At 65.4% G+C, this 21,780-nt stretch carries 18 protein-coding genes and 2 pseudogenes; 15 read left to right on the forward strand and 5 right to left on the reverse strand.

From position 1 onward, the window contains the following. Window positions 1-147 precede the first annotated feature (147 nt). From secG to MBTS_RS08355, 8 genes are all read left to right on the forward strand, one after another. Entirely contained in the window at window positions 148-516 is a 369-nt protein-coding gene (gene secG / locus MBTS_RS08320) for a preprotein translocase subunit SecG (protein WP_018044740.1), read from the forward strand. 159 nt (window positions 517-675) lie between these two features. Further along, a complete protein-coding gene (locus MBTS_RS08325) occupies window positions 676-2,304 on the forward strand; it encodes a CTP synthase (RefSeq protein ID WP_147830591.1) in 1,629 nt (542 codons plus the stop codon). Between the two features lie 16 nt (window positions 2,305-2,320). Beyond that, the gene (locus tag MBTS_RS08330; RefSeq protein WP_018044738.1) at window positions 2,321-2,719 is read left to right on the forward strand and encodes a DUF350 domain-containing protein; all 399 of its coding nucleotides are present in this window, start codon (window positions 2,321-2,323) and stop codon (window positions 2,717-2,719) included. Window positions 2,720-2,887: 168 nt separating this feature from the next. Beyond that, complete coding sequence (locus MBTS_RS08335; RefSeq protein ID WP_018044737.1) at window positions 2,888-3,484, forward strand: DUF1190 domain-containing protein; 597 nt, start codon at window positions 2,888-2,890, stop codon at window positions 3,482-3,484. Continuing rightward, complete coding sequence (locus tag MBTS_RS08340) at window positions 3,484-4,653, forward strand: glutathionylspermidine synthase family protein (RefSeq protein WP_147830593.1); 1,170 nt, start codon at window positions 3,484-3,486, stop codon at window positions 4,651-4,653. Before MBTS_RS08335 ends, MBTS_RS08340 begins: the two co-directional genes overlap by 1 nt. Window positions 4,654-4,706: 53 nt before the next feature. Next, window positions 4,707-5,159 carry a DNA polymerase III subunit chi gene (locus MBTS_RS08345; protein ID WP_147830595.1) on the forward strand — a complete coding sequence of 151 codons (453 nt, stop codon included), beginning with the start codon at window positions 4,707-4,709 and terminating at the stop codon, window positions 5,157-5,159. Between the two features lie 32 nt (window positions 5,160-5,191). Further along, entirely contained in the window at window positions 5,192-6,790 is a 1,599-nt protein-coding gene (locus MBTS_RS08350) for a S10 family peptidase (RefSeq protein ID WP_056145646.1), read from the forward strand. Further along, window positions 6,787-7,173, forward strand: coding sequence for a hypothetical protein (locus MBTS_RS08355; RefSeq protein ID WP_192215399.1), 387 nt, complete (start codon window positions 6,787-6,789; stop codon window positions 7,171-7,173). Before MBTS_RS08350 ends, MBTS_RS08355 begins: the two co-directional genes overlap by 4 nt. 10 nt (window positions 7,174-7,183) lie before the next feature. Here the strand turns inward: MBTS_RS08355 and MBTS_RS08360 are convergent, their stop codons facing one another. Together MBTS_RS08360 and MBTS_RS08365 are read right to left on the reverse strand one after the other, a co-directional pair. Continuing rightward, window positions 7,184-8,224, reverse strand: coding sequence for a sensor histidine kinase (locus MBTS_RS08360; protein ID WP_056146508.1), 1,041 nt, complete (start codon window positions 8,222-8,224; stop codon window positions 7,184-7,186). Then, a complete protein-coding gene (locus MBTS_RS08365) occupies window positions 8,211-9,755 on the reverse strand; it encodes an ATPase domain-containing protein (protein ID WP_147830599.1) in 1,545 nt (514 codons plus the stop codon). The genes MBTS_RS08360 and MBTS_RS08365 overlap by 14 nt, the downstream gene beginning before the upstream one ends. A gap of 228 nt (window positions 9,756-9,983) precedes the next feature. Here MBTS_RS08365 and MBTS_RS08370 point away from each other — a divergent pair, with 228 nt between their 5' ends. From MBTS_RS08370 to MBTS_RS08390, 5 genes are all read left to right on the forward strand, one after another. After that, entirely contained in the window at window positions 9,984-11,072 is a 1,089-nt protein-coding gene (locus MBTS_RS08370) for an OpgC family protein (RefSeq protein ID WP_147830601.1), read from the forward strand. Continuing rightward, on the forward strand, window positions 11,042-11,989 hold the full coding sequence (locus MBTS_RS08375) for an SGNH/GDSL hydrolase family protein (RefSeq protein WP_056253500.1): 948 nt from the start codon (window positions 11,042-11,044) through the stop codon (window positions 11,987-11,989). The genes MBTS_RS08370 and MBTS_RS08375 overlap by 31 nt, the downstream gene beginning before the upstream one ends. 178 nt (window positions 11,990-12,167) lie before the next feature. Next, a complete protein-coding gene (locus tag MBTS_RS08380; RefSeq protein WP_192215400.1) occupies window positions 12,168-13,532 on the forward strand; it encodes a lipopolysaccharide biosynthesis protein in 1,365 nt (454 codons plus the stop codon). Beyond that, window positions 13,529-14,680, forward strand: a complete 1,152-nt coding sequence (locus MBTS_RS08385; protein ID WP_192215401.1) for a GNAT family N-acetyltransferase — start codon at window positions 13,529-13,531, stop codon at window positions 14,678-14,680. Before MBTS_RS08380 ends, MBTS_RS08385 begins: the two co-directional genes overlap by 4 nt. A 58-nt stretch (window positions 14,681-14,738) precedes the next feature. Continuing rightward, entirely contained in the window at window positions 14,739-15,158 is a 420-nt protein-coding gene (locus MBTS_RS08390; protein WP_027172428.1) for an FKBP-type peptidyl-prolyl cis-trans isomerase, read from the forward strand. A 130-nt stretch (window positions 15,159-15,288) separates the two neighbouring features. Here the strand turns inward: MBTS_RS08390 and MBTS_RS23720 are convergent. Both MBTS_RS23720 and MBTS_RS08395 read right to left on the reverse strand, forming a co-directional pair. After that, window positions 15,289-15,687, reverse strand: a pseudogene (locus MBTS_RS23720) (3-keto-5-aminohexanoate cleavage protein); the annotation flags it as partial. 21 nt (window positions 15,688-15,708) lie between these two features. Beyond that, on the reverse strand, window positions 15,709-16,788 hold the full coding sequence (locus MBTS_RS08395) for a YeiH family protein (RefSeq protein ID WP_056253493.1): 1,080 nt from the start codon (window positions 16,786-16,788) through the stop codon (window positions 15,709-15,711). Between the two features lie 144 nt (window positions 16,789-16,932). Here MBTS_RS08395 and MBTS_RS08400 point away from each other — a divergent pair, with 144 nt between their 5' ends. Then, the gene (locus MBTS_RS08400; protein ID WP_192215402.1) at window positions 16,933-17,175 is read left to right on the forward strand and encodes a hypothetical protein; all 243 of its coding nucleotides are present in this window, start codon (window positions 16,933-16,935) and stop codon (window positions 17,173-17,175) included. A gap of 90 nt (window positions 17,176-17,265) precedes the next feature. Next, window positions 17,266-17,679, forward strand: a pseudogene (locus MBTS_RS23725) (IS5/IS1182 family transposase); the annotation flags it as partial. Window positions 17,680-17,892: 213 nt separating this feature from the next. On the opposite strand, the gene MBTS_RS08405 reads toward MBTS_RS23725, so the two are convergent. After that, window positions 17,893-21,627, reverse strand: coding sequence for a vitamin B12-dependent ribonucleotide reductase (locus MBTS_RS08405; RefSeq protein ID WP_192215403.1), 3,735 nt, complete (start codon window positions 21,625-21,627; stop codon window positions 17,893-17,895). Window positions 21,628-21,780: the final 153 nt, after the last annotated feature.

Genomic DNA, 21,780 nt, shown 5'->3' on the forward strand with positions numbered 1-21,780 from the left:
TCCTCTTCTAAACTCCATGCAGGATTTGGCGCGGGACACCATCTCGTGTAGGAGCCTGCCCTTCGCAGACGTTCCTCGACGGGCCTCATCGGGCGCCGTATGCGGCCTTACGTGGTTCACGGACCAGGAACATCGGACTGAAACGACATGAATGCCGTCCTGATCTCCATTCACCTCATCGTGGTTCTCGCCCTCATCGCCGTGGTCCTGCTGCAGCGCTCTGAGGGTGGACTCGGGCTCGGCAGTGGCAGCAGCGGCGGCGGCGTGTCGGGCTTCATGACCGGACGCGGACAGGCCAACGCGCTGACGCGGGCCACGGCGATCCTGGCGGCCCTGTTCTTCACCACCAGCATGACGCTGGCGGTCATTTCCCATCGCAGCGCCGCGCCGAAGTCCATCCTCGACGGAGCCGCAACGACGCAGCCGGTGGCGCCCAACGGCAACCTGCTCGAGACCCTTCGTCCGGGGCAGGGCGCGGCCCAGCCCGCCACACCCGAGGCGCCCCAGTCGCGCTGATCACAGACCGGCGAGGCGTGGCGGACCGCTCACACCCCGCCTCGAACCGTCGCCGGACGGGCTTTTCCACAGTTCGCGTCGATTTCGCCCTGCCGCCATTGGCGGCGGGGTCGTTTGAAGTTTGGCGAATCACCCACCCTTGTTTATGAGCCGAAGCCCATGACGCGGTACGTATTCATCACCGGCGGCGTGGTCTCCTCGCTCGGCAAGGGCCTCGCTTCCGCGGCCCTCGCGGCCCTCCTGCAGGCGCGCGGCCATACGGTCCGTCTGCGCAAGCTCGACCCCTACCTGAACGTCGATCCGGGCACGATGAGCCCGACCCAGCACGGCGAGGTGTTCGTCACCGACGACGGTGCGGAGACGGACCTCGACCTCGGCCATTACGAGCGCTTCACGGGCCTCGCCGCCACCAAGGCCGACAACATCACCACCGGCCGGATCTATCTCGACATCATCACCAAGGAGCGGCGCGGCGACTATCTCGGCGCGACGATCCAGGTGATCCCGCACGTCACGAACGCCATCAAGGCGTTCGTGCTCGAGGGGAACGAAGCGTTCGATTTCGTCCTTGTGGAGATCGGCGGCACGGTGGGCGACATCGAGGGCCTGCCGTTCTTCGAGGCGATCCGCCAGCTCGGCCAGGAACTGCCGCGCGGCACCGTCGCCTTCGTCCACCTGACGCTATTGCCCTACATCCCCTCGGCCGGCGAGTTGAAGACCAAGCCGACGCAGCATTCCGTCAAGGAACTGCGCTCCATCGGCATCCAGCCCGACATCCTGCTCTGCCGCTGCGACCGACCGATTCCGGTGGAGGAGCGCCGCAAGCTCGGCCTGTTCTGCAACGTGCGCGAGACCGCCGTCATCGAAGCGCGCGACGTCGCCTCGATCTACGACGTGCCGCTCTCCTACCGCGAAGCAGGGCTGGACCGGGAAGTCCTGGCGCATTTCGGCATCGAGCCCAAGGGCGAGCCCGATCTCGTGCGCTGGACGACGATTTCCGAGCGTGTGCGCAATCCGGAAGGCGAGGTCTCCATCGCCATCGTGGGCAAGTATACGGGCCTCAAGGACGCCTACAAATCCCTGTCCGAGGCCCTCACCCATGGCGGTATCGCCAACCGGGTGAAGGTGAACCTCGAATGGATCGAGGCCGAGGTGTTCGAGGGCGAGGATCCGGCGCCGTTCCTCGAGGGAATCAACGGCATCCTCGTTCCGGGCGGCTTCGGCCAGCGCGGTGCCGAGGGCAAGATCCGCGCGGCCCGCTTCGCCCGCGAGCGCAAGATCCCGTATTTCGGCATCTGCTTCGGCATGCAGATGGCCGTGATCGAGGCGGCCCGCTCGCTGGCCGGCGTCGAGGATGCCAATTCCACGGAGTTCGGGGAAACCGAAGAACCGGTGGTCGGCCTGCTCACCGAATGGCTCAAGGGCAACGAGCTGGAGCGGCGCGCCGCCCAGGGCGATCTCGGCGGCACAATGCGGCTTGGCGCCTACAAGGCGACCCTCGGCGCGGATACCAAGATCGCCGAGATCTACGGCAGCACCGAGATTTCCGAGCGTCACCGGCACCGCTACGAGGTCAACATGGCCTATCGCGAGCGGCTGGAAGCCAAGGGTCTGCGGTTCTCGGGGCTGTCCCCGGACGGTCTGCTTCCCGAGACGGTGGAACATGCCGGGCATCCCTGGTTCATCGGGGTGCAGTTCCACCCGGAGCTGAAATCACGGCCGTTCGAGCCGCATCCGCTGTTCAAGAGCTTCATCTCGGCCGCCATCGTGCAGAGCCGGCTGGTCTGAGGGAGGGGCGGGCGCCATGGTCTCGATCTCGGGTCTGCCCGCCTTTATCGCCTATGTCGCGGCGGCGTTCGGCCTCGTGGCGGTCTATCTCGCGGTCTACCTGTCGGCGACGTCCCATCGCGAGATCGCGCTGATCCGCGCCAACAACGCCTCGGCCGCCATCGCGCTGGGCGGAAGCCTCATCGGCTATACGCTGCCGCTCTCGGTGGCGATCTACAACGCGCAATCGATCCTCGACTGCATCGTCTGGGGCCTCGTCGCCCTCATCGTGCAGATCCTGGTCTACTTTGTCGTGCGGCTGATTTTACCGGACCTGTCACGTCGCATCGAAGCTGGTGAGATCGCCGCGTCCATCCTGCTCGCCGCGTCGTCCCTCGCAGGCGGCATCGTCAATGCGGCGTCCATGACCTACTGAGCGGGCGATCGGCGAATTTTTCCATTCCCGGTTTCAAACGGCCAAGCTCGATTCTACATTCGGGTCAGTGCGGTATCGTGCCGTGAGGGAGCAGGTCGTCGGAAGGCGGCCCACATTGGGATGCCATCCGAGACCAGATCACCGACCCCCGTAAAGCCACCGCGCCTCATGCGCTCGCAGACGGTCACCCTCGTCATGCTGGCGGGAGCGGGCGCAGCCGCCTTCGGGCTCGCCCATATCGATCCGTCGCAGGACGAAGAATCCGTGCTCGTCTACGCCGATGCGGACGCCTGTATCGCCGGTGACATACGAACGGAAGCGGATTGCCGGAGCGAGTACCTCACGGCGCGTGCCGCCTATCCCGAGGTCGCACCGCGTTACGCGACGATGATCGATTGCGAGTCTCACCACGGCCCATCGCATTGCCTGCCCGGAGACGGCGTCGCCATGAGTGCTGCCGGGCGCTTCGTCCCGATGATGGCCGGCTACGTCATCGGCAGGCGGGTCGATCAGAACCTGACGCCCCAGCCGATCTTCGACCATGCTCCGAAGTCGGAAGCGTCCCATAGCGGAAGCGCCGGCCACTCGGGGGGCACTGGCTATTGCACGGGTTGGGGGGGACGGATCACCACGTCGTCGGGCGGTGCGTCCTCCAGCGCACGGGTCGCCTCCTCGGCGGTGCGCCGGGTCGCGTACGGTGGTTTTGGAAGCACGGGCCGTTCGTTCTCGTCGCACGGCTGGTCCAGCCATGGAAGCGGCGGCTGATGCGGCGCGTGCCCATCGGCGAGCGACCGGATTGGCGGGAGACCGCGCGTCGGCATGGTTTCACCTTTCACACCCTCGATGGCGCAGCGTATTGGTCCGAGAGCCACGCCTACGCTTTCACGCTGGCCGAGATCGAAGACGATCTCGAAGCGCCGAGCAGCGAGATCCACGCCCTGTGCCTCGCCTTCGTCGCCGATGCGGTGGAGGACGAGCGGATCCTGACCTCGCTCGACATTCCTCGCCACGCCTGGGACGCGATCCGCGCGAGCTGGAAGCGGGGAGACCCCTCCCTCTACGGCCGCCTGGATTTCTCCTATGGCGGGGCATCCGCCGGGCCGGCAAAGCTCCTCGAATACAATGCCGATACGCCCACCGCCCTCTACGAGTCCGGCGTGTTTCAATGGCTCTGGCTGGAGGGAGGGCTGCGAACCGGCTCGCTGCCCGAGACGGCCGACCAGTTCAATTCCCTCCACGAGAAGCTGGTCGCCCGGTTCCGCGCGCTTCGCGGTGACGGCTCAATGGCTTTCACCGCCTATGCAGATGCGCCCGAGGACAGGGGCACGGTGGCCTATCTCGAAGATTGCGCGCGCCAAGCGGGGCTCGCGACACGCTTCCTCGACATTTCCGACATCGGACGGGACGAGGACGGACGCTTCGTCGACCGGGTCCATGCGCCGATCCCGAGGTTGTTCAAGCTCTACCCCTGGGAATGGGCGTTCACGGATGCCTTCGGCGAAGGGCTCGATGCCACGACGACCCTCTTTCTCGAGCCACCCTGGAAGGCCGTCCTGTCGAACAAGGGCTTGCTGGCGCATCTCCATGCCCGCGAACCCGGTCACCCGAACCTGCTGCCGGCTTTCTTCGAGGACGACCCGCGAAAGGCTTCGCTCGGAACGTCCTTCGTCAAGAAACCACTGGTCTCGCGGGAAGGTGCCAACATCCTCATGGTACGCGACGGTGCCGTCCTGGCGCAGGATCACGGCCCTTATGGCGGCGGCCGGCATATCCGACAGGCGCTGGCCGAGTTGCCGGATTTCGATGGCCGTCGCCCCGTGATCGGCTCGTGGATGGTCGGGGACGAAGCCGCGGGCCTCTGCATCCGAGAGAGCGCAGGGCCGATCACCGGCAATGCCGCCCTGTTCGTCCCCCATTTCATCGGGCCGGCCTGAAGAGCGGCATCCCGCCGCTTTCAAAACGGCGGCATTGGCCTATCCTGACCGGTGTGACCGAAATCCTGTTCTATCATCTCCAGCAGCAACCCCTCGAGAAGGTTCTGCCGACCCTCGTCGAGCGATCGTTTGCGCGCCAATGGCGCGCGGCGATCCAGGTCTCGGGGGAAGAGCGGCTCCAGGCGCTGGACGATCACCTCTGGACCTATAGCGACGACAGCTTCCTGCCGCACGGGACGGACCGTGACCCGCAGGCGGCGAGCCAGCCCGTCGTGCTGACCCTGCAAGACGGCAATCCCAACTCCGCCGCCATCCGTTTTCTCGTGGACGGTGCGCCGCTGCCGCCGGATGCCTCGGAGTACCAGCGGATCTGTATCCTGTTCGACGGCAACGATCAGGACGCCCTGCTCGGTGCGCGGGCGCAGTGGAAGCAGGCCAAGGAGGCGGGCCATACCATCGTCTATTGGCAGCAGGACGAATCCGGGCGCTGGCAGAAGAAGGCGTGAGCGCTGTGGCCCATCACCTCAAAGGAAGCCGCATGATCCGAGGTTCGATCGTCTCGCCCCTGAGCCGTGGCGAGGGCGGCGCCAGGCTGCTCGCCCTCGCTCTGTCCGCAATCCTCCTCGTCACCACCCAGCCCGGCATGGCGCAATCGCCCCAGGGAGGCGACAGGCCGCAGGAAAGGCGTGCCGCCGAGCAGCGAGGCCCGGAAGGACGCAAACTTCCATCCGACGTCACCACCGAGCACAGCGTCACCCTGCCGGGTGGCCGTATCCTGCGCTTCACCGCCACGGCCGGCAGCCTGCCCCTCGTGGACGAGGGCGGAAAGCTCCAGGCGGAGATCGCCTTCATCGCTTATCGTCTCGCCGACAGGAGCGAGGCGGCCCGGCCCGTGACCTTCGCGATCAACGGCGGCCCCGGCGCGGCCTCGGCCTATCTCAATATCGGCGCGATCGGACCCTGGCGCCTGCCCCTCGACGGCACGAGCATCAGCCCGTCCACGCCCGTGAGCCTCGTCCCCAATGACGGCACATGGCTGGATTTCACCGACCTCGTCTTCCTCGATCCCGTGGGCACGGGATACAGCCGCGCGACGGATGGCGATGCCAAACGCTATTGGAGCGTCGATGCGGATGCGTCGGTCCTGTCCTCGGCCATTGCCCGCTGGCTGCGCACGAACGACCGGATCGCGGCGCCCAAATTCTTCGTCGGGGAGAGCTATGGCGGCTTTCGCGGGCCGCTCATCGCGGCAAAGCTGCAGGAGGAGATCGGCATCGGCCTCTCCGGCATGGTCCTCCTGTCGCCTGTGCTCGATTTCGCCTGGCTGCAATCGCCGCGCTCGACCCCCTGGGGCCACGTGACGAAGCTGCCATCCTATGCCGCCGCCGCCATCGAGCGGGCCGGCGGCACGCCGAGCCGGAAGGCTCTGGCAGAGACTGAATCCTATGCCACCGGCGACTATCTCGCCGACCTGCTCAAGGGGCCGTCCGACCAGGCCGCCATCGCCCGGCTCGGCGACAGGGTGGGGGCCGTCACGGGTCTCGATCCGGCCTTCGTCCGCCGTCAGGCCGGTCGCCTGAGCTCCAACAGTGTCCAGCGCGAGATCGGCGCGGATGAGGGCCGTGTCGCCAGCGCCTACGATACCGGCATCACCGGATGGGACCCCGACCCGGCCGCGACCTTCTCAGGCTTCGAGGACCCGCTGCTCACGGCCATGCAGGCGCCGCTGACCAGCGCCATGATCGAACTCTACGGCGCGAAGCTGAACTACCGCGTGCCCGACCTGCGCTACGAACTCCTCAATGGCGCTGTGAGCCGGAGCTGGGGCTGGGGCTCTGGGCGCATGGCGCCAGAATCCCTCGGTGCGCTGCGCGGTGTCATGGCCCTCGACGGCAACCTGCGCGTCCTCGTGGCCCACGGTTTCACCGATCTCGTGACCCCGTACTTCACCTCGAAGCTCCTGATCGACCAGCTACCGGCCTTCGGCGGCGACAAGCGGATCGACCTCGCGGTTTATCCGGGCGGCCATATGTTCTATTCGCGGCCCGATTCTCGCGCGGCCTTCCACAAGGACGCCTCCGATCTCTACGCGGCTGCGCTGAAGGCGCGGGCCGGCACTTCGAAGGACGTGAAGTGACGAACGCCTCGCCACGATGGGGCACGGCCGCCGCATATCTCGCGAGCCTCGTCCTCCTCGGCGCCTGCACCACCGGCGAGCGGGAAGCGCCGGTTAGCAGGCCGGTCCCCGTCGCCGTGACGCCGGCCCCGTCGCCCGGTGTCACGGGGCCGGTGCTCAATGCCGACGGCACCTGCAGCCAGGCCGCGCCGGGTACCGCGACCGTGATCGAGCCCGGGATCGGCGAGTGCGATCTCGTCCGGCTGAAGGCGAAGCCCGCAACGGACGTGCTGGTCGGGGAGGGGCGTTCCGGCCGCGAGGTACAGGTGCTCTACAGCGAGCCGGGAGCCAAGGAGCTGTACTTCTTCGTCAATGGCCGCCTCGACCGGATCGTGAAATCCTGACCCCAACGAGTCAGTATGCGGGCACCAGCCGATCCTCGGGCAGGGGGGCGACCATGTGGAACCGCAGCCCCTCGGCCTCGTAGGCGATGACGACTTCGGCATTGCATTGCTGCGCGAGCACGCGCTGCAGCAGCGTCGAGCCGAATCCCTTGCGCTCCGGCGGCTTCACGGGGGGACCACCCGTTTCCGTCCAGCTCAGGTCGAGCACACGCCCTGCCTCTCGCCGATCGACGCTCCAACGCACCACGATCCGCCCGGATGGCAGCGACAGCGCACCGTGCTTGGTGGCATTCGTGGTCAACTCGTGGATCGCCATGCCGGTGGGGACGGCGAGGTCCGCGGCCAGTTCGATCGCCGGTCCGTCGAGGATGATCCGGCTGGTCGTCGCATCGTTGTAATGACCGAGTTCGTTCTGCAGCAGCTCGCGCAGCGGGGCCGTCTGCCAGTAATCCTCGGTGAGCAGGTTGTGCGTCTTGCCCAGCGAGACGATCCGGTCCGAGAACGAATGATAGAACGTGTTCACATCCTTGGTGGAGCGCGCCGTCGCTCCGAGCAGTCCCTGGACGGTGGCGAGCGTGTTCTTGACGCGGTGGTGAAGCTCGCGGATCAGCAGGGCCTGCCGCTCGTGCGTCCGCTGGCGTTCCTCAAGATAGGCTTGCACTTCGCGCTGCCGCCGCCGGGCGCGGAGGGCGGAGCGCACCGCATTGGCCAACACCGCCGGGTGGAAGGGACGTTCCAGCACCGTCACGTTGCCCAGGAGATCGGTGAGCCGCACATCCGGCGAGCCGCCGCGAGAGCTGAGCAGCACGAAGGGAAAATCCGACCAGGGCGGCTGCCGTTCGACCCAGTGGGCGATGGCGTTGCGGTCCCAGCGGAGTAGCGCTTCCTCGGTCATCACCGCGCAGGCGGCGCCATCGAGGCCGGCCACCAGGGCGTCGAGGGTCGAGATCGACTCAGAGGCGATACCGACTTCCGCCAGGATCGCCGTGGCCACTGACGCATCACGTCCCAGGGGCGCGAGGATCAGGACGACCGGTTCAGGATGCGGCATCGCGTCCGGGCTCGTCCAGGGACTCTCCATCGGCCCCGACCCGTTCGACGAGGAGATTGTCGCCGTTGCCGTCATAGGTGGGCACGCCCGTCAGGACGCCGCGGAATTTCCGCAGGGGTTCGCCGACGCGCAATCCGTTGGCGTCGATCTTGAACTCGCGGATCGTGTCCTCGTGCGGACCGGTCCGCTTCTTGAGAACGGACAAGGCCCGGCGAACCCGGCCGGCGGCCTCGAAGAACCGCAGCATCACGACGGTGTCGCTGACATAGGTCAGGTCCACCGGCGATTCCATCTTCCCCACCATGCCGTGCTGGGCGAGGATCAGGATCGTCACCACGCCCTGCTGGTTCAGGTAGGTGACGAGCTCGTGCATCTGCATGACGAGGAAGGGCTGGCCCGCCATGGCGGTCATGTAGCCGGTCAGGCTGTCGATGATGACGATCCTGGCCGCATCGTGCTCCACGGCATCGCGGATACGTCCCGCGAAATCGCCGGGCGAGACGTCGGCAGGGTCGATCTGCTCGATCTGCAGCGATCCGGCCTCGATGAAATCCGCCAGGGGCATGCCCACGCTCCGGGCACGTCGCAACAGGATGCCGCGCGTCTCGTCGAAGCTGATGATCAGGCCGCGTTCGCCGCGCCGGAGGGCGGCCACCAGGTAGCTCATGGCGAGCGTGGATTTGCCGGCCCCCGACGGACCGACGATGAGGCTCGTCGTCCCCCGGTCGAGGCCGCCGCCCAGAACCCGATCGAGCTCGGCGACGCCGCTTTCCACCGAGCCCGCCTCGAAGCTGCTGGGATGGTCGCTCGCGATCAGGCGCGGATGCACCAGGATGCCGCCCTTGCGGATTGCGAAGTCGTGGTAGCCGCCCTGGTACTCCGTGCCCCGCATCTTGATGACGTGGACGCGCCGCCGCGGGGCACCATAGGCCGGCGTCAGCTGTTCGAGCCGGATCACCGCGTGGCTGATGGAATGCAGGTTGAGGTCGTCATGCTCGGCGCTGAGATCGTCGAGCATCAGCGCGGTGATGTCGTTGAGGAGGAAGTAGCTCTTCAGTGCGAGCACCTGGCGCCGGTAGCGCAGCGACCCTTGTGACAGCAACCTGATCTCCGACAGGCTGTCGAACACGACACGGCTCGGCTTCACCCGCTCCATCTCGCTCAGGGCCATGCGCACGGTTTCACCGAGCTCGAGATCGGACGAATGGACGAGGCTCTGCTGCAGCTTCGAATCCAAGCTGAGTTCCGGCGGAACGAGTTCGTAGATCTCGATCCCCTCCAGCGACCAGCCATGCCGCTCGGAGACGGACATCAGCTCGCGGCGGCTCTCCGACAGGGTGATATAGAGGCATGTCTCGCCCCGGGCGGCGCCGTCGAGAAGAAACTGGAGGCCGAGGGTCGTCTTGCCGCCACCGGGCCGTCCCTCGATGAGATGGGCACGCTGGGCCGCGTATCCTCCCGCCAGGATCACATCGAGCCCCGGAACTCCCGTGGGAATCGGTTGGGCATCGGGGGCGGGACTGGCTGACATCGTCGTGTCCGGTGGGTACGGCATGATCGCAGCATAAGTTTCCGCGCCGGCCCTGTCCCCGATAAATCGGCCACAGTGCGGATTCATCCCGTACGGGACGGATCGGATACCGCCTTTGCAGATTGCCGCGTACCGCATTATCAGACCGTGCCGTTGCGCTGCGAGGCGGCCTCCGATTCCGCTTCGCGCTCCTCCAACCCGCCCGACATTCCGGAGTTCGGATCCCTTATGCGCGAACCGAACGCGATCGATTTCTGGCGCGGCCTCGCCCTCGTGACGATCTACGTCAACCACATCCCGGGCAACACGTTCGAGCGCTACACCTACTCGCAATACGGCATTTCAGATGCGGCGGAGCTGTTCGTCTTCCTCGCCGGATGGTCGATCGGGATCGCCACGCGCGGGCGCGACGGACGACCGGAACCGCGCCTGAAAAGCGTCCTGAGACTGCTGTCACGCACGATCGAAGTCTATCGCGCCCAGATCACGACGATGGCCATCGCATTGGCCATGATTGCCGGGACGGCGTTGCTTCTCGACAATCCGCTTCTTCTTGAGTGGCACAACGCCGGCGGCTTCTTCGCCGATCCTATACAGACCACCGTCGGTTTCGTGCTGCTCACACATCAACTCGGCTTCTTCAACATCCTGCCGCTCTACGTGGTGCTTCTCGGCATCGCCCCCGTCTTCATCCTGGTGGCCCGGGTGAGCCGCGTCGCGGCGCTCGGACTGTCCTTCTCCCTCTATGCCGCAAGCCTCGTCTTCGAATGGAACCTGCCATCCTGGCCGGGGGAGGGGGATTGGTTCTTCGATCCGCTGTGCTGGCAATTGCTGCTCGTGCTCGGATTCGTCGGGCAGGATCTGAACCGCGAATCCGACACGCTCCGGCGCTGGTCAAAGCGACTGATGCCCGTGGGCGTCGTCATCGTCGTGCTCGGCATCGTGCTATCGGTGTTCGATCTCAGGCCCGACCCGTTGCTCGTTCCCGATCCACGGCTCGTCTTCTCCTTCGACAAGACCTACCTGTCGCCCGCCCGGCTGATCCACTTCCTCGGAGTGCTGCTGGCCTTCCAGGGGGTCTACGCGCTCATCGTCCCGCATGTCGGCGCGGTCGGTCGATATTTGACGGGACTCGGTCGTAATTCACTGGCAGTCTTCTCCATCGGCTCGCTCCTGAGCCTAGCCGCACAACTCGTGCGGTTCTGGACGGGGGGCGGCATCCTGGTTGATGTCGGCGTCATGGGATTCGGCTTGTTCGCTCTGGGCTTCACTGCATGGTTCGTCGAATGGCGCTCGCGCAAACCTCGGCACTCCTGATTTCCCTCGGCCTCGCCTTACTGGGAATGATCGTCGGATCATCGCAGACCAGGGCGGAGGGCGGTGCGACGATCGTCTCACCACCGACCGCAGCGGCGCCCGCTCCGGGCGGCGAGGCGTCGGAGGCCGTCGATGTGAGCCTGTCGCCCGAATGCCGGGTTCCCGGCTCCAAGCTCTACACCCTCGCCCGGTTGAACTCGGTCAAAGCGGCGCTCAAGGAGAAGCGTCCGGTCCGCGTTCTGGCCATCGGTTCGTCCTCGGCCGGTGCCGGGGCCTCGGCGACCTATCCGGTCAAGCTGGAGACGGCACTGGAACGCTCGCTTCCCAATGTGGATGTGGAAGTCGAGAGCCGGGGCATGCAGGGTGAGATAGCCTCCGGCGCGGCGGAGCGTCTGCGCAGTATGGTGGCAGAGGTGGAGCCCGATCTCGTGGTCTGGCAAGTCGGCACCCACGATGCACTCGCCCGCGTCGATCTCGATGCCTTCGCGAGCGCTCTCGACGAAACGGTTCAGTGGATTAAGTCGCACGATATCGACGTGGTGCTGGTCAATCCCGTCTACACGGCGTCGCTGGCCCAGGACGAATATTACAGCAGCATCGTCCGCAAGGTGCAGGAAGTGGCCCTGCGCGAAGGCGTTCCGCTGGTACAGCGCTACGAGGCGATGCGCTACCTGTCCGGCAGTAGCGACAAGGGCGAAGCGCACATGCTGGGGCGCCAGTTCCGCCTCAACGACCTCGGCCTGCGCTGCATGGCCGAACACGTGACGCGGGCCATCACTCTCTCCCTGCTACAGCCCGACCCTGCGGCGACGGGGACGGCCGGCGCGCCGGCCCTGATCGTCGCGCCGCCGAAGGATGCTTCGGTCAAGCCGTCGCCCCCACGGAGCGGCGGTGCATCGCTGGAGGACAAGCCCTGATGCGCACGGTGACATGCGCACTCGGTTTCTTTTAGCCCGGCCGCAACGGGTGTCGCTCTGAACACCGACGCCGGAACGATGCGAAAAAAAGCCCCGGTATTGCGTGACCTCGTCCGAAGACAGGCGTCCTGTTTCCGGAACGAGGCCAGGGCCTGACTTGAGATCTCGAAGGGGCGACGTGAGCTTAGCAACTGATGGGACGGAGGGTCGCACCTTCGGAGCGGTGATCGTCCGCTTCAAGACGTTCCGCGCAGGTGCCGCGGGAGCGGCACTCGACGTCTTCACCATCCGTATCGCTGCCGCCGTCTTCGCCTACGGGGCGCAAGTGCTGATGGCGCGCCTGATGGGGCGGACGGAATACGGGATATTCGCCTCGATCTGGGTCTGGATCGCCATCCTCGGGCATTCCTCGACACTGGGTTTCGCCCAGGGCGCCTGCCGTTTCCTGCCCGCCGACCAAGCACGGGCCGACCTCGTCCATGTCCGGGGGTTCCTCATCGGGGGCGCATGGGTGAGTGCCGCGTGCGCCTGCACCGTCGCATGTCTCGGCCTCGCACTGGTCTGGATGCAGGGTACCCTCCTCGGAGGACCGTATGCTGGACCACTGCTCGTCGCCGCGCTGGTCCTGCCGCTCTTCACCCTGCAAGACTATCTCGAGGGCGTCGCCCGCAGCCAGAACTGGGCGGTGCTCGCCATCGCGCCACCCTATCTCCTCCGCCAGTGCCTGATCATGGCCGCCATGGCGGGAGCCGTCGCCGCGGGAGCGCCGGCGCAGGCTTGGGTTGCCGTCGCGTGCACCTTGGTCGCCACCGGGATCGCCCTGGCGATCCAAGCGTGGCTCCTGATCCTGCGCCTTCGCGCCGTTCTGCCCTCGGAGCCACCGCGATACCGTTGGCGGATCTGGCTCCGGGCATGCCTGCCAATCGCGGCGGGTGATCTTGCCCATTCCACCTTCACCATGATCGATGTGGTCATCCTGAGTATGATGATGCCGCCGACGGCGGTGGCCCTCTATTTCGTCGCGACCCGGATCCAGCAATTCGTCCCCTTCGTGCATTACGCCGCATCCGCGGCCACCGCTCAGCGTTTCGCCGCCATCCATGCGTCCCGGGATGCTCCGGGCCTGAAACGCTTCGTCCGCATCCAGGCCCGGCTCACATTCGCCGCCACGGTGACGGTCGGTCTCGTCATCGTGGCGGCGGGACCGTTCCTGCTCGCGATGTTCGGGCCGGAATTCGGCGCGAGCTTCCCGCTCCTCGCCGTGCTGGTTTTGGGCAATGTCGGTGCAAGCCTGTTCGGGCCGGGGGAGGACCTGCTGACCATGATCGACGGCGAACGTCTGTGCGCCGCCATCACACTGGCAACGCTGGCCGTGGCAGCCTTTCTGTGTGTGGTCCTCGTCCCGTCGATGGGCGCCATGGGGGCCGCCATCGCCATGGCACTGGCCACCATCCTTCGCGGAGCCGGCATGGCGATGGCGGCTTTCCTCGTACACGGCATCGTGACGCCGGTTCTGCGGTTCCCAAGCCGCGCGGGTTCATGAAGACCGAGCATCGAGGGACGAACGGCCGACGCTCCGTCTCGATCGTCACATATTCGGAATTGGCTGCCGATCCCGGTGCCTGGGACGCGCTGATGGCCCGGGCGCTCACCACGCATCCGCATTACAGCCGCCACGTCATCGCCGCCCACCACGCTGCGGGACTCGCCGATACGGATCTCGCCTTCGTTGCCGTGCGGGGTCCGAGCGGCCTCGATGCGCTACTACCGTTCGCATGCAAGCGCGATGTCTGCGGGCTCGGAATGAAGGTGGCACGCCCCTTCCTCTCACCCTTCATCACGCAGACGAGCCCGCTCGTCGCCGACGACCCGGACCTGGCGAAAATTCTCGATCTTCTGGTGGCGGGTCTACAATCCGCCTCCGGCGGCCATCTCTGGCGCTGGCCGCTGCTTCCCACCTCGACGAGGCTCGGTGGCGAACTGCTCGCGGCGATGGATCGGGCGGGTTGGCAGCACGGCATCGCTCACAGTTTCGAACGACCGATCGTAGAGCGCCGCACCTCATATGACGCCTTCCTCGCAGGTCATCCGAACCGGTCGCGCCTGAAGGATCTGAACCGTCGCGATCGGCGTCTATCGAAGCGCGGTACGCTCATCCTCGATGTCGCCACCAATGGCGCAAACCTGCGCGATGCCGTCACCAGCTTCCTCAGTCTCGAACGGACTGGATGGAAGGGCAGAGCCGGAACGGCGCTGACTTGTCAGCTACAGCACAAGGCTTTCGCGCGAGCCCTCTTCGCCGACGGGAGCGGCCCGATCGGCCTACGCGCCGATATCCTTCGGCTCGACGGTCGCCCCCTCTCGATCAGCCTCGCCCTTCTGACAGGCGGCACGGCCACGCTTCTGAAGACGACCTATGACGAGACCGAGCGCTCCAACGCTCCGGGGCTCCTGCTCGAGGCACGGATCATCGAGACGCTGCACGAGACGGGGTTCGCCCAGCGGCTCGATTCGGCGACATTGGCCGGTTCCGTCCTAGAAGATCTCTTTCCGGACCGGGAGACGATCTGCGAGGTCGTCGCCGCCCCGCGCCGGGCGTTCCGCTTGCTTCCCGTAGATCGACGGATTCGCCTTGTCATGATCGAACGCGATTGCAAGGCGCTGATCAAGCGGGTCTTGGGCAGGCGCTGACGCGCGGGCGCAGCCGTGCTACTCGGCCCGTTCGGCACGCCAGACAGGAACCATCCGCATGCGTCGTCCGCTTCTTGCCCTCACCGGAGCCTTGTTGATCGCCATGACCGCTTCCGCATCCGCCGAGACCGTGACCACGCCTTCGGGCCTTCAATATCGCGACGAAGTCGTCGGCACCGGCCCCTCGCCACAGACCGGCAAGAAGGTCAGCGTCCATTACACCGGCTGGCTCGACGATGGTGGCAAGCCCGGCAAGAAGTTCGACTCCTCCCGCGACCGGGGCCAGCCCTTCAGCTTCACCCTCGGTATCGGACAGGTCATCGGCGGCTGGGACCAGGGGGTCGCCACGATGAAGGTCGGCGGCAAGCGCACGCTCATCATCCCATCCGACCTCGGCTATGGCGCACGCGGCGCCGGTGGCCTGATCCCCCCGAACGCCACGCTCATCTTCGACGTCGAACTGCTCGGCGTGAACTGAAGGCCGGCTGGAGAACGGCGCGGCCCCGGTCCTAACCTTGAGGTACCGGGAGCCCTGAAAGACGCGTCCGGTGCGGCTGCAGGCGGTGAAGAGCTTCGCCTGCAGCCCTCTTGGCACAGAAGGCACAGGTCGCGAGACCGAGAAGCTCCCGAGCCGCGTAGGGGTCGGCGACGTCCCGGCCGCGGCGAAACCCCGTTCGATGGCTAGCCCGACGAGTTCAGCGCTGCTGGCTGCCAATTGGTGCTCCGGGACACGGATCTTGTCTTCCAGTCCGCACCGCATCGTCCTCGCGCGCATGCGCCCAATCCAATACCTCGGCCGGATGCCGGCCGGTGCCGGCGGCGGTCCAGGTCGCCCGGGGGCAGGATCCGTTTCAGCTCCTCGAGGAGCAGGTCGAGGAGGCGCTCATTGGCAGGAAGAGCGTTCTTCAGGCGGGTGACGAAGGGACGCGGGGACGGGCATTCTTCAACCCCTCATCGAGAAGACGCCGGGCGCCGTACAGGTGCGAGAGGTCGAAGATCTCGATTTCGGCGCACCGCGGATCAGGCGATCAAGAGATGCCGAGGGCGCGGATGAGAAGAAGGCTGATGGCGAGGAGGACGGCCAGAGAGCCGGTGACGGCAAGCGTCACCCGCCCGCCCATGCGGGCCAGTACCCGGACATCGACGCCCAGGCCCAGGGCGGCCATGGACATGATCGTCAAAAATCCAGCCAGTTGCCTCACCGGCCCGGAGGCCGCCTCAGGGATCAGGCCGAGGGAACGCAGGCTTGCCAGCCCGAGAAAACCCAGAATGAACCAGGGTACGAGCTTGGTGAAGCCGAGCCGCCCCGTCGATGCTTTCCGAACTCCGTCTTCCAAAGGAAGCCGATGGGCGATGAGCGAGAAGGCGATGACGACGGGGCCGAGCATCAATACACGCACCAGCTTGACCAGCGTGCCGACTTGGGTGCTGAGCAGCCCCACCGGCACCGTGGCGGCGAGCACCTGCGGCACAGCGTAGACGGTTAGGCCCGCCAGCACCCCGTACTGGTGATCCGATAGGCCAACGAGGGGGATGAAGAGGGGCAGGCCGAGCACCATCAGCACGCCGAGCACGGCGGTAAAGGCGATGGAGCCGGCGACGTCCTTGCTATCGGCTCCGATCACCGGCGCCACGGCGGCGATGGCCGAATTTCCGCAGATGGCGTTGCCGCAGGCAACCAGGATCGCCATACGGGCCGGCAGGCCGAGACCGCGGCAGATCGCGTAACTCGAGACGATCGCCAGCAACACCGTGCCGACGATGCCGGTGAGAAGTGCGGGTCCTGAGGCGACGATGGCGCCGAGGCTGACCGACGCTCCCATCAACGTCACGGCCAGTTCGAGCAGTTGCTTCGCGCTGAAGGCAATCCCTGCCCGGAAGCGCTCGCCCGGCATCCAGACGGTGCGGATCGCAATGCCGAACAGGATCGCGATCACGAGCGCTTCGATATAGGGGTGCCCGGTGGCCCGCTCCTCCCAGGCTTGGATGGCTATGGCGATCCCGGTGACACCGAGGCAGAGGACGATGCCCGGCAGAAGCGCCGATCGCCTATGCGACGTGGCCGCTCCCGTCGGGATTGTCAGATTCGAGGATGCCTTCACGCCCATTCCACCCGCTCGGAGTTGCCTCTAGGCTCCCCGAAAAAAACTTCCACATGGCTCGACGAAAAGAGAAAGTCGCGCTCCATACCGCGGGAATTTCAAAAGTCTTATCCATTGATCGCTAGCACGCAAAGCCCGATCTTATCGCTCATGACCACGTGTTCCGATGCCAACGCCACCAGCTTCGACCCCTATGGTGAGCCGTTGGGAGAAGACCGCATCACACACATGGTGCAGGCTGATCGTCGGGCGCGCAATGCCGCTATCGCGATCTTCTGGACGCTCGCGCTGACTTTGACTGCGGGGCGGGTTTATTTGAACGATCAGCCACTTGGCCATGCCTTGATACTTGCCAAAGCGCAGATCGGGGCGTTCGTCACGGCCGTACGTTGACGTGATGTCGATGGCTGTCGACCAATACGTGTCGGCGAGATAACGCGGCGATCGCTTTCTTGATCGGGGCATGAGATACGGCCACCGTATTTGGCCGGTATGGACGCAGGGCAACCGGACCGAGCACAGCGCACGTTTACCGACCCGGACAGCCGGATCCTGCCAGGCGCGATGGCCTCGTGCAGGGATACAACGGGCAGATTGCCGTCGATGACGCGAATGAGATCATCGTAGCGCATCGCCCTGTTACGACCTCCGCCGACTCCCGCGCCCTGGTGCCGATCATCGACGACGTCCGCAGTCATTTCGGGCTTCAGTCGTTCGAGGTCTCCGGCGATGCAGGCTTTACCAACCGAGGTAAACTTGGCTGCTCTGAGGGAGCGGCCGGCCTTCTCACGCTGACGAAAGACGCCCCCGATGCGTGCGATGGCCGCGTGGATGAAGCGGGCTGGCCGCCGGACCCGCTACCGCCTGAGGAAGCATATCGTCGAGCCGGTGTTTGTGTAGATCAATCAGGCCGGAGGCTTCCCGAAGTTCTTGCTCCTGGTTCTCAATCAGGTTCGGCACTTATAATACATTGCAAATAGAGGACGGCGCGCGGATTTCTCCGCGCGCCGTCCTTTAAAACGCAGGTTCGTGTCATTCGTACAGATAGAAACACCACTAAAACCGCAATGTTCTATTGCCCGTCGTAATAGCGGTTTTTCTCGAACACCATCACGAGCAGCCTGTCGTTCCGCCACACGTGTCGCATTTCAAGCAAGTTCCGTTACGCACGAGCGTGAAGTTCGCGCATTCAGGGCAGGATTCTCCGACATAGCCCTTCATCTTGGCTTCCGCTCGCCGATCCGAGACAGTCCGTTCGGCCTTGGCGAAGGGGAGGGCGGTGACGAGGCTTTCGGCTTGGCCCGCCAGCTCCGGTTCGGCCTTCAATGCCGTCGCTCCCCGCAGGGCATGAACGACGCCGCCGGCTGGGGAACTCGTTCCGGCGTTACCGGAGCCGATGCCCATCGTGCCGCCGCCGGGGCCGCCCTGGATGAGGGTAAGCCGGTCGGCCGATCCGCGCAGCAGGCCGCGCGAGACGACGCTGGACGCCACGGGATCCGGCTTGTCGCCGCCGCTGCGGCTCCCTTCGCCCTCACCCTTGCCCATCACCGTGTTGCCGATTTCCGAGGGGTCGACATGGGCGAGATCCATCCTGCCGAGATACGAGATCGCCAACTCGCGGAACACGTAGTCGAGGATCGAGGTAGCGTTCTTGATCGCGTCGTTGCCTTGGACAAATCCGGCCGGCTCGAAGCGGGTGAAGGTGAAGGCGTCGACATACTCTTCCATCGGCACGCCGTATTGAAGGCCGATCGAAATCGCGATGGCGAAGTTGTTCATCAGCGAACGGAAGGCGGCGCCTTCCTTGTGCATGTCGATGAAGATCTCGCCGATGCGGCCATCCTCATATTCGCCGGTCCGCAGATAGACCTTGTGGCCGCCGACAACAGCCTTCTGAGTATAGCCCTTGCGCCGATCGGGTAGCTTCTCGCGCGAGCGGATACGCTCGACGCGCTCGATCACCCGTTCGACGATTTTTTCCGCGAGCTGCGCTGCCTTGGCGGTGGCCGGTTGCGCCACCAGAGCTTCGATGGCCTCCTCGGTATCCTCCTCCTCATCGGCGATGAGCGCCGAGTTCAGGGGCTGAGAAAGTTTCGAGCCGTCGCGGTAGAGGGCGTTAGCCTTGAGGGCCAGCGTCCAAGACAGCTTGTAGGCGTTCTTGCAATCCTCGACCGTGGCGTCGTTGGGCATGTTGATGGTCTTAGAGATCGCCCCAGAGATGAAGGGCTGCGCCGCCGCCATCATGCGGATGTGGCTCTCCACCGAGAGGTAGCGCTTGCCGATGCGCCCGCACGGGTTGGCGCAATCGAAGACCGCGTAATGCTCCTGCTTGAGGAAGGGGGCTCCCTCGAGAGTCATCGCGCCGCAGATATGCGTGTTGGCTGCCTCGATGTCCTTCTTCGAATAGCCGAGGAAGGGCAGGATCTCGAAAGTCGGGTCGGCGAGCTTGTTGGCCGGAACCTGAAGCACGTCCTTGAGGAAGTCGTCGCCGAGGGTCCAGCGGTTGAACACGAACTTGATGTCGAAGGCCGACTTCAGTCCCGCCTCGATGGCCGCGATCTTGTCGTCGGTGAAGCCTTTGGCGCGCAGGGAACCCGGGTTGATGGCGGGAGCCTGCCCCATCGAACCGTGGCCGACGGCATAGGCCTCGATCTCGGCAATCTCCGATTCGCGGTAGCCGAGGGAACGCAAGGCGTTCGGTACAGCACGGTTGATGATCTTGAAGTAACCGCCACCCGCGAGCTTCTTGAACTTCACCAGGGCGAAGTCCGGTTCGATACCGGTGGTGTCACAATCCATCACGAGGCCAATCGTGCCGGTGGGCGCGATGACGGTGGCCTGGGCGTTGCGGTAGCCGTACTCCTCGCCCAGCGAGAGGGCGCGGTCCCACGCCACCTTGGCGCGTTCCGCCAGGTTCGTTTGAGGAATGTTGGCGATGTCGAGGGGGACGGGGGCGATCGAGAGGAACTCGTAGCCCGCAGCCTCGCCATGCGCCGCGCGGCGATGGTTACGGATGACCTTCAGCATGGCATCCGCGTTCTCGTCGTAGCCCGGGAATGGCCCGAGTTCGGCAGCCATTTCCGCCGAGGTTGCGTAGGCGACACCAGTCATGATGGCGGTCAGGGCACCGGCCAGAGCCCGACCCTTATGCGAATCGTAAGGCAGGCCCATGCTCATCAACAGGCCGCCGATATTGGCGTAGCCGAGACCGAGGGTGCGGTAGCGGTAGGAAAGCTCCGCGATCTCCTTCGACGGGAACTGCGCCATCATCACCGAAATCTCGAGGACCACGGTCCAGAGCCGGTTGAGGTGCTCGAAGGCGGCTACGTCGAACTCGCCGCTGGCCTGATCGTACATCGTCAGCAGGTTGGCGGAGGCGAGATTGCAGGCCGTGTCGTCGAGGAACATGTACTCGGAGCACGGGTTCGACGCACGGATTCGGCCAGCGGACGGGCAGGTGTGCCAATCGTTCATGGTCGTATTGAAATGCAGGCCCGGATCGGCAGATGCCCAAGCGGCTTCGCCGATCTTATCCCAGAGCTCGCGGGCCTGGACCGTCTTCACGGACTTGCCGGTGGTCCGAGCCGTCAGATGCCATTCCTCGTCACGCTCCACCGCGCGCAAAAAGTCATCGGTAAGCGAGACGGAGTTGTTCGAGTTCTGGCCGGCAACCGTCAGATAGGCCTCGGAATCCCAATCGGTGTCGTAGACCGGGAAATCGATCTTGGTGAAACCCTGGCGGGCGAACTGGATGACGCGCTTGGTGTAGCCGTCCGGCACCATCTCCTTGCGGGCGGCCTTCACGGCCTTCTTGAGGACGGGATTGCGCTCGATGTCGAAACAGGCATCACCCTCGGCTTCGCACTGGGTGCAGGCCTTCATCACTGCCTGGAGGTGCTTGGAAACGATCTTGGAGCCTGTGACGAGGGCGGCGACCTTCTGCTCCTCCTTCACCTTCCAATCGATGTACTGCTCGATATCCGGGTGGTCGATGTCGACGATGACCATCTTGGCTGCGCGCCGGGTGGTGCCACCGGACTTAATCGCGCCGGCCGCCCGGTCGCCGATCTTCAGGAACGACATCAGGCCCGACGACTTGCCGCCCCCGCCGAGCTTTTCGTTCTCGCCGCGCAGCATGGAGAAGTTGGAGCCGGTGCCCGAGCCATACTTGAACAGGCGCGCCTCACGGACCCACAGGTCCATGATGCCGCCCTCGTTGACGAGGTCGTCCTGCACACCCTGGATGAAGCAGGCATGCGGCTGCGGGTGCTCGTAGGACGAGGCCGACTTCACCAGTTCGCCGGTGCGGTAATCGACATAGTGATGGCCCTGCGCCGGACCGTCGATGCCGTAGGCCCAGTGGAGACCGGTGTTGAACCATTGCGGCGAGTTCGGCGCGACCATCTGCTTGGCCAGCATGAAGCGAAGCTCGTCGAGGAACGCGGATGCGTCCTCCTCCGAGGTGAAGTAGCCGCCCTTCCAGCCCCAATAGGTCCAGCAGCCGGCGAGCCGGTCGAACACTTGGGTGGATGAGATCTCGGAGCCGGAGCGCTCGGCCTCCGGCAGTTCCGCCAGGGCGGCCTCGTCGGCCACAGAGCGCCACAGGAAGGAGGGAACGTCGTTCTCCTCGACCTTCTTCAGGCGCGCCGGCACGCCGGCCTTGCGGAAGTACTTCTGCGCCAGCACGTCGCTGGCGACCTGGCTCCAACTGTCCGGCACCGAGATGCCGTCGAGGCGGAACACGATCGATCCGTCCGGGTTGCGGATCTCGCTCAACGCCTTGCGGAAGGCGATGGTCGCGTAGGGGGATTGCCCGGCCGTGGTGTAACGCCGCTCGAACCGCATGAACCCTGTATCCCTTGTCGAAGAGTCGACGATGCCGCCGCGCCCTGCGCAGCCGCCGATTCACTGAAGTCTGACGAAGGCAAGCGCTCGCGAACGCTCGCGATGCGCTGTCAGATGGCCGAAAATGCTTAGGGCTACCGGACCGAACCCGTC

The organism is Methylobacterium bullatum, assembly GCF_014845095.1.
GTDB lineage: Bacteria > Pseudomonadota > Alphaproteobacteria > Rhizobiales > Beijerinckiaceae > Methylobacterium > Methylobacterium bullatum.

Coding starts and splice junctions, on each gene's coding strand:
- MBTS_RS08395 (WP_056253493.1), bottom strand. CDS start 16,788: ATGGGCGTGAAGGCATCCTCGAATCTGACAATCCCGACGGGAGCGGCC.
- MBTS_RS08385 (WP_192215401.1), top strand. CDS start 13,529: ATGAAGACCGAGCATCGAGGGACGAACGGCCGACGCTCCGTCTCGATC.
- MBTS_RS08370 (WP_147830601.1), top strand. CDS start 9,984: ATGCGCGAACCGAACGCGATCGATTTCTGGCGCGGCCTCGCCCTCGTG.
- MBTS_RS08360 (WP_056146508.1), bottom strand. CDS start 8,224: ATGCCGCATCCTGAACCGGTCGTCCTGATCCTCGCGCCCCTGGGACGT.
- MBTS_RS08340 (WP_147830593.1), top strand. CDS start 3,484: ATGCGGCGCGTGCCCATCGGCGAGCGACCGGATTGGCGGGAGACCGCG.
- MBTS_RS08335 (WP_018044737.1), top strand. CDS start 2,888: ATGCGCTCGCAGACGGTCACCCTCGTCATGCTGGCGGGAGCGGGCGCA.
- MBTS_RS08330 (WP_018044738.1), top strand. CDS start 2,321: ATGGTCTCGATCTCGGGTCTGCCCGCCTTTATCGCCTATGTCGCGGCG.
- MBTS_RS08400 (WP_192215402.1), top strand. CDS start 16,933: ATGACCACGTGTTCCGATGCCAACGCCACCAGCTTCGACCCCTATGGT.
- MBTS_RS08390 (WP_027172428.1), top strand. CDS start 14,739: ATGCGTCGTCCGCTTCTTGCCCTCACCGGAGCCTTGTTGATCGCCATG.
- secG (WP_018044740.1), top strand. CDS start 148: ATGAATGCCGTCCTGATCTCCATTCACCTCATCGTGGTTCTCGCCCTC.
- MBTS_RS08375 (WP_056253500.1), top strand. CDS start 11,042: ATGGCGCTCGCGCAAACCTCGGCACTCCTGATTTCCCTCGGCCTCGCC.
- MBTS_RS08405 (WP_192215403.1), bottom strand. CDS start 21,627: ATGCGGTTCGAGCGGCGTTACACCACGGCCGGGCAATCCCCCTACGCG.
- MBTS_RS08365 (WP_147830599.1), bottom strand. CDS start 9,755: ATGTCAGCCAGTCCCGCCCCCGATGCCCAACCGATTCCCACGGGAGTT.
- MBTS_RS08350 (WP_056145646.1), top strand. CDS start 5,192: ATGATCCGAGGTTCGATCGTCTCGCCCCTGAGCCGTGGCGAGGGCGGC.
- MBTS_RS08325 (WP_147830591.1), top strand. CDS start 676: ATGACGCGGTACGTATTCATCACCGGCGGCGTGGTCTCCTCGCTCGGC.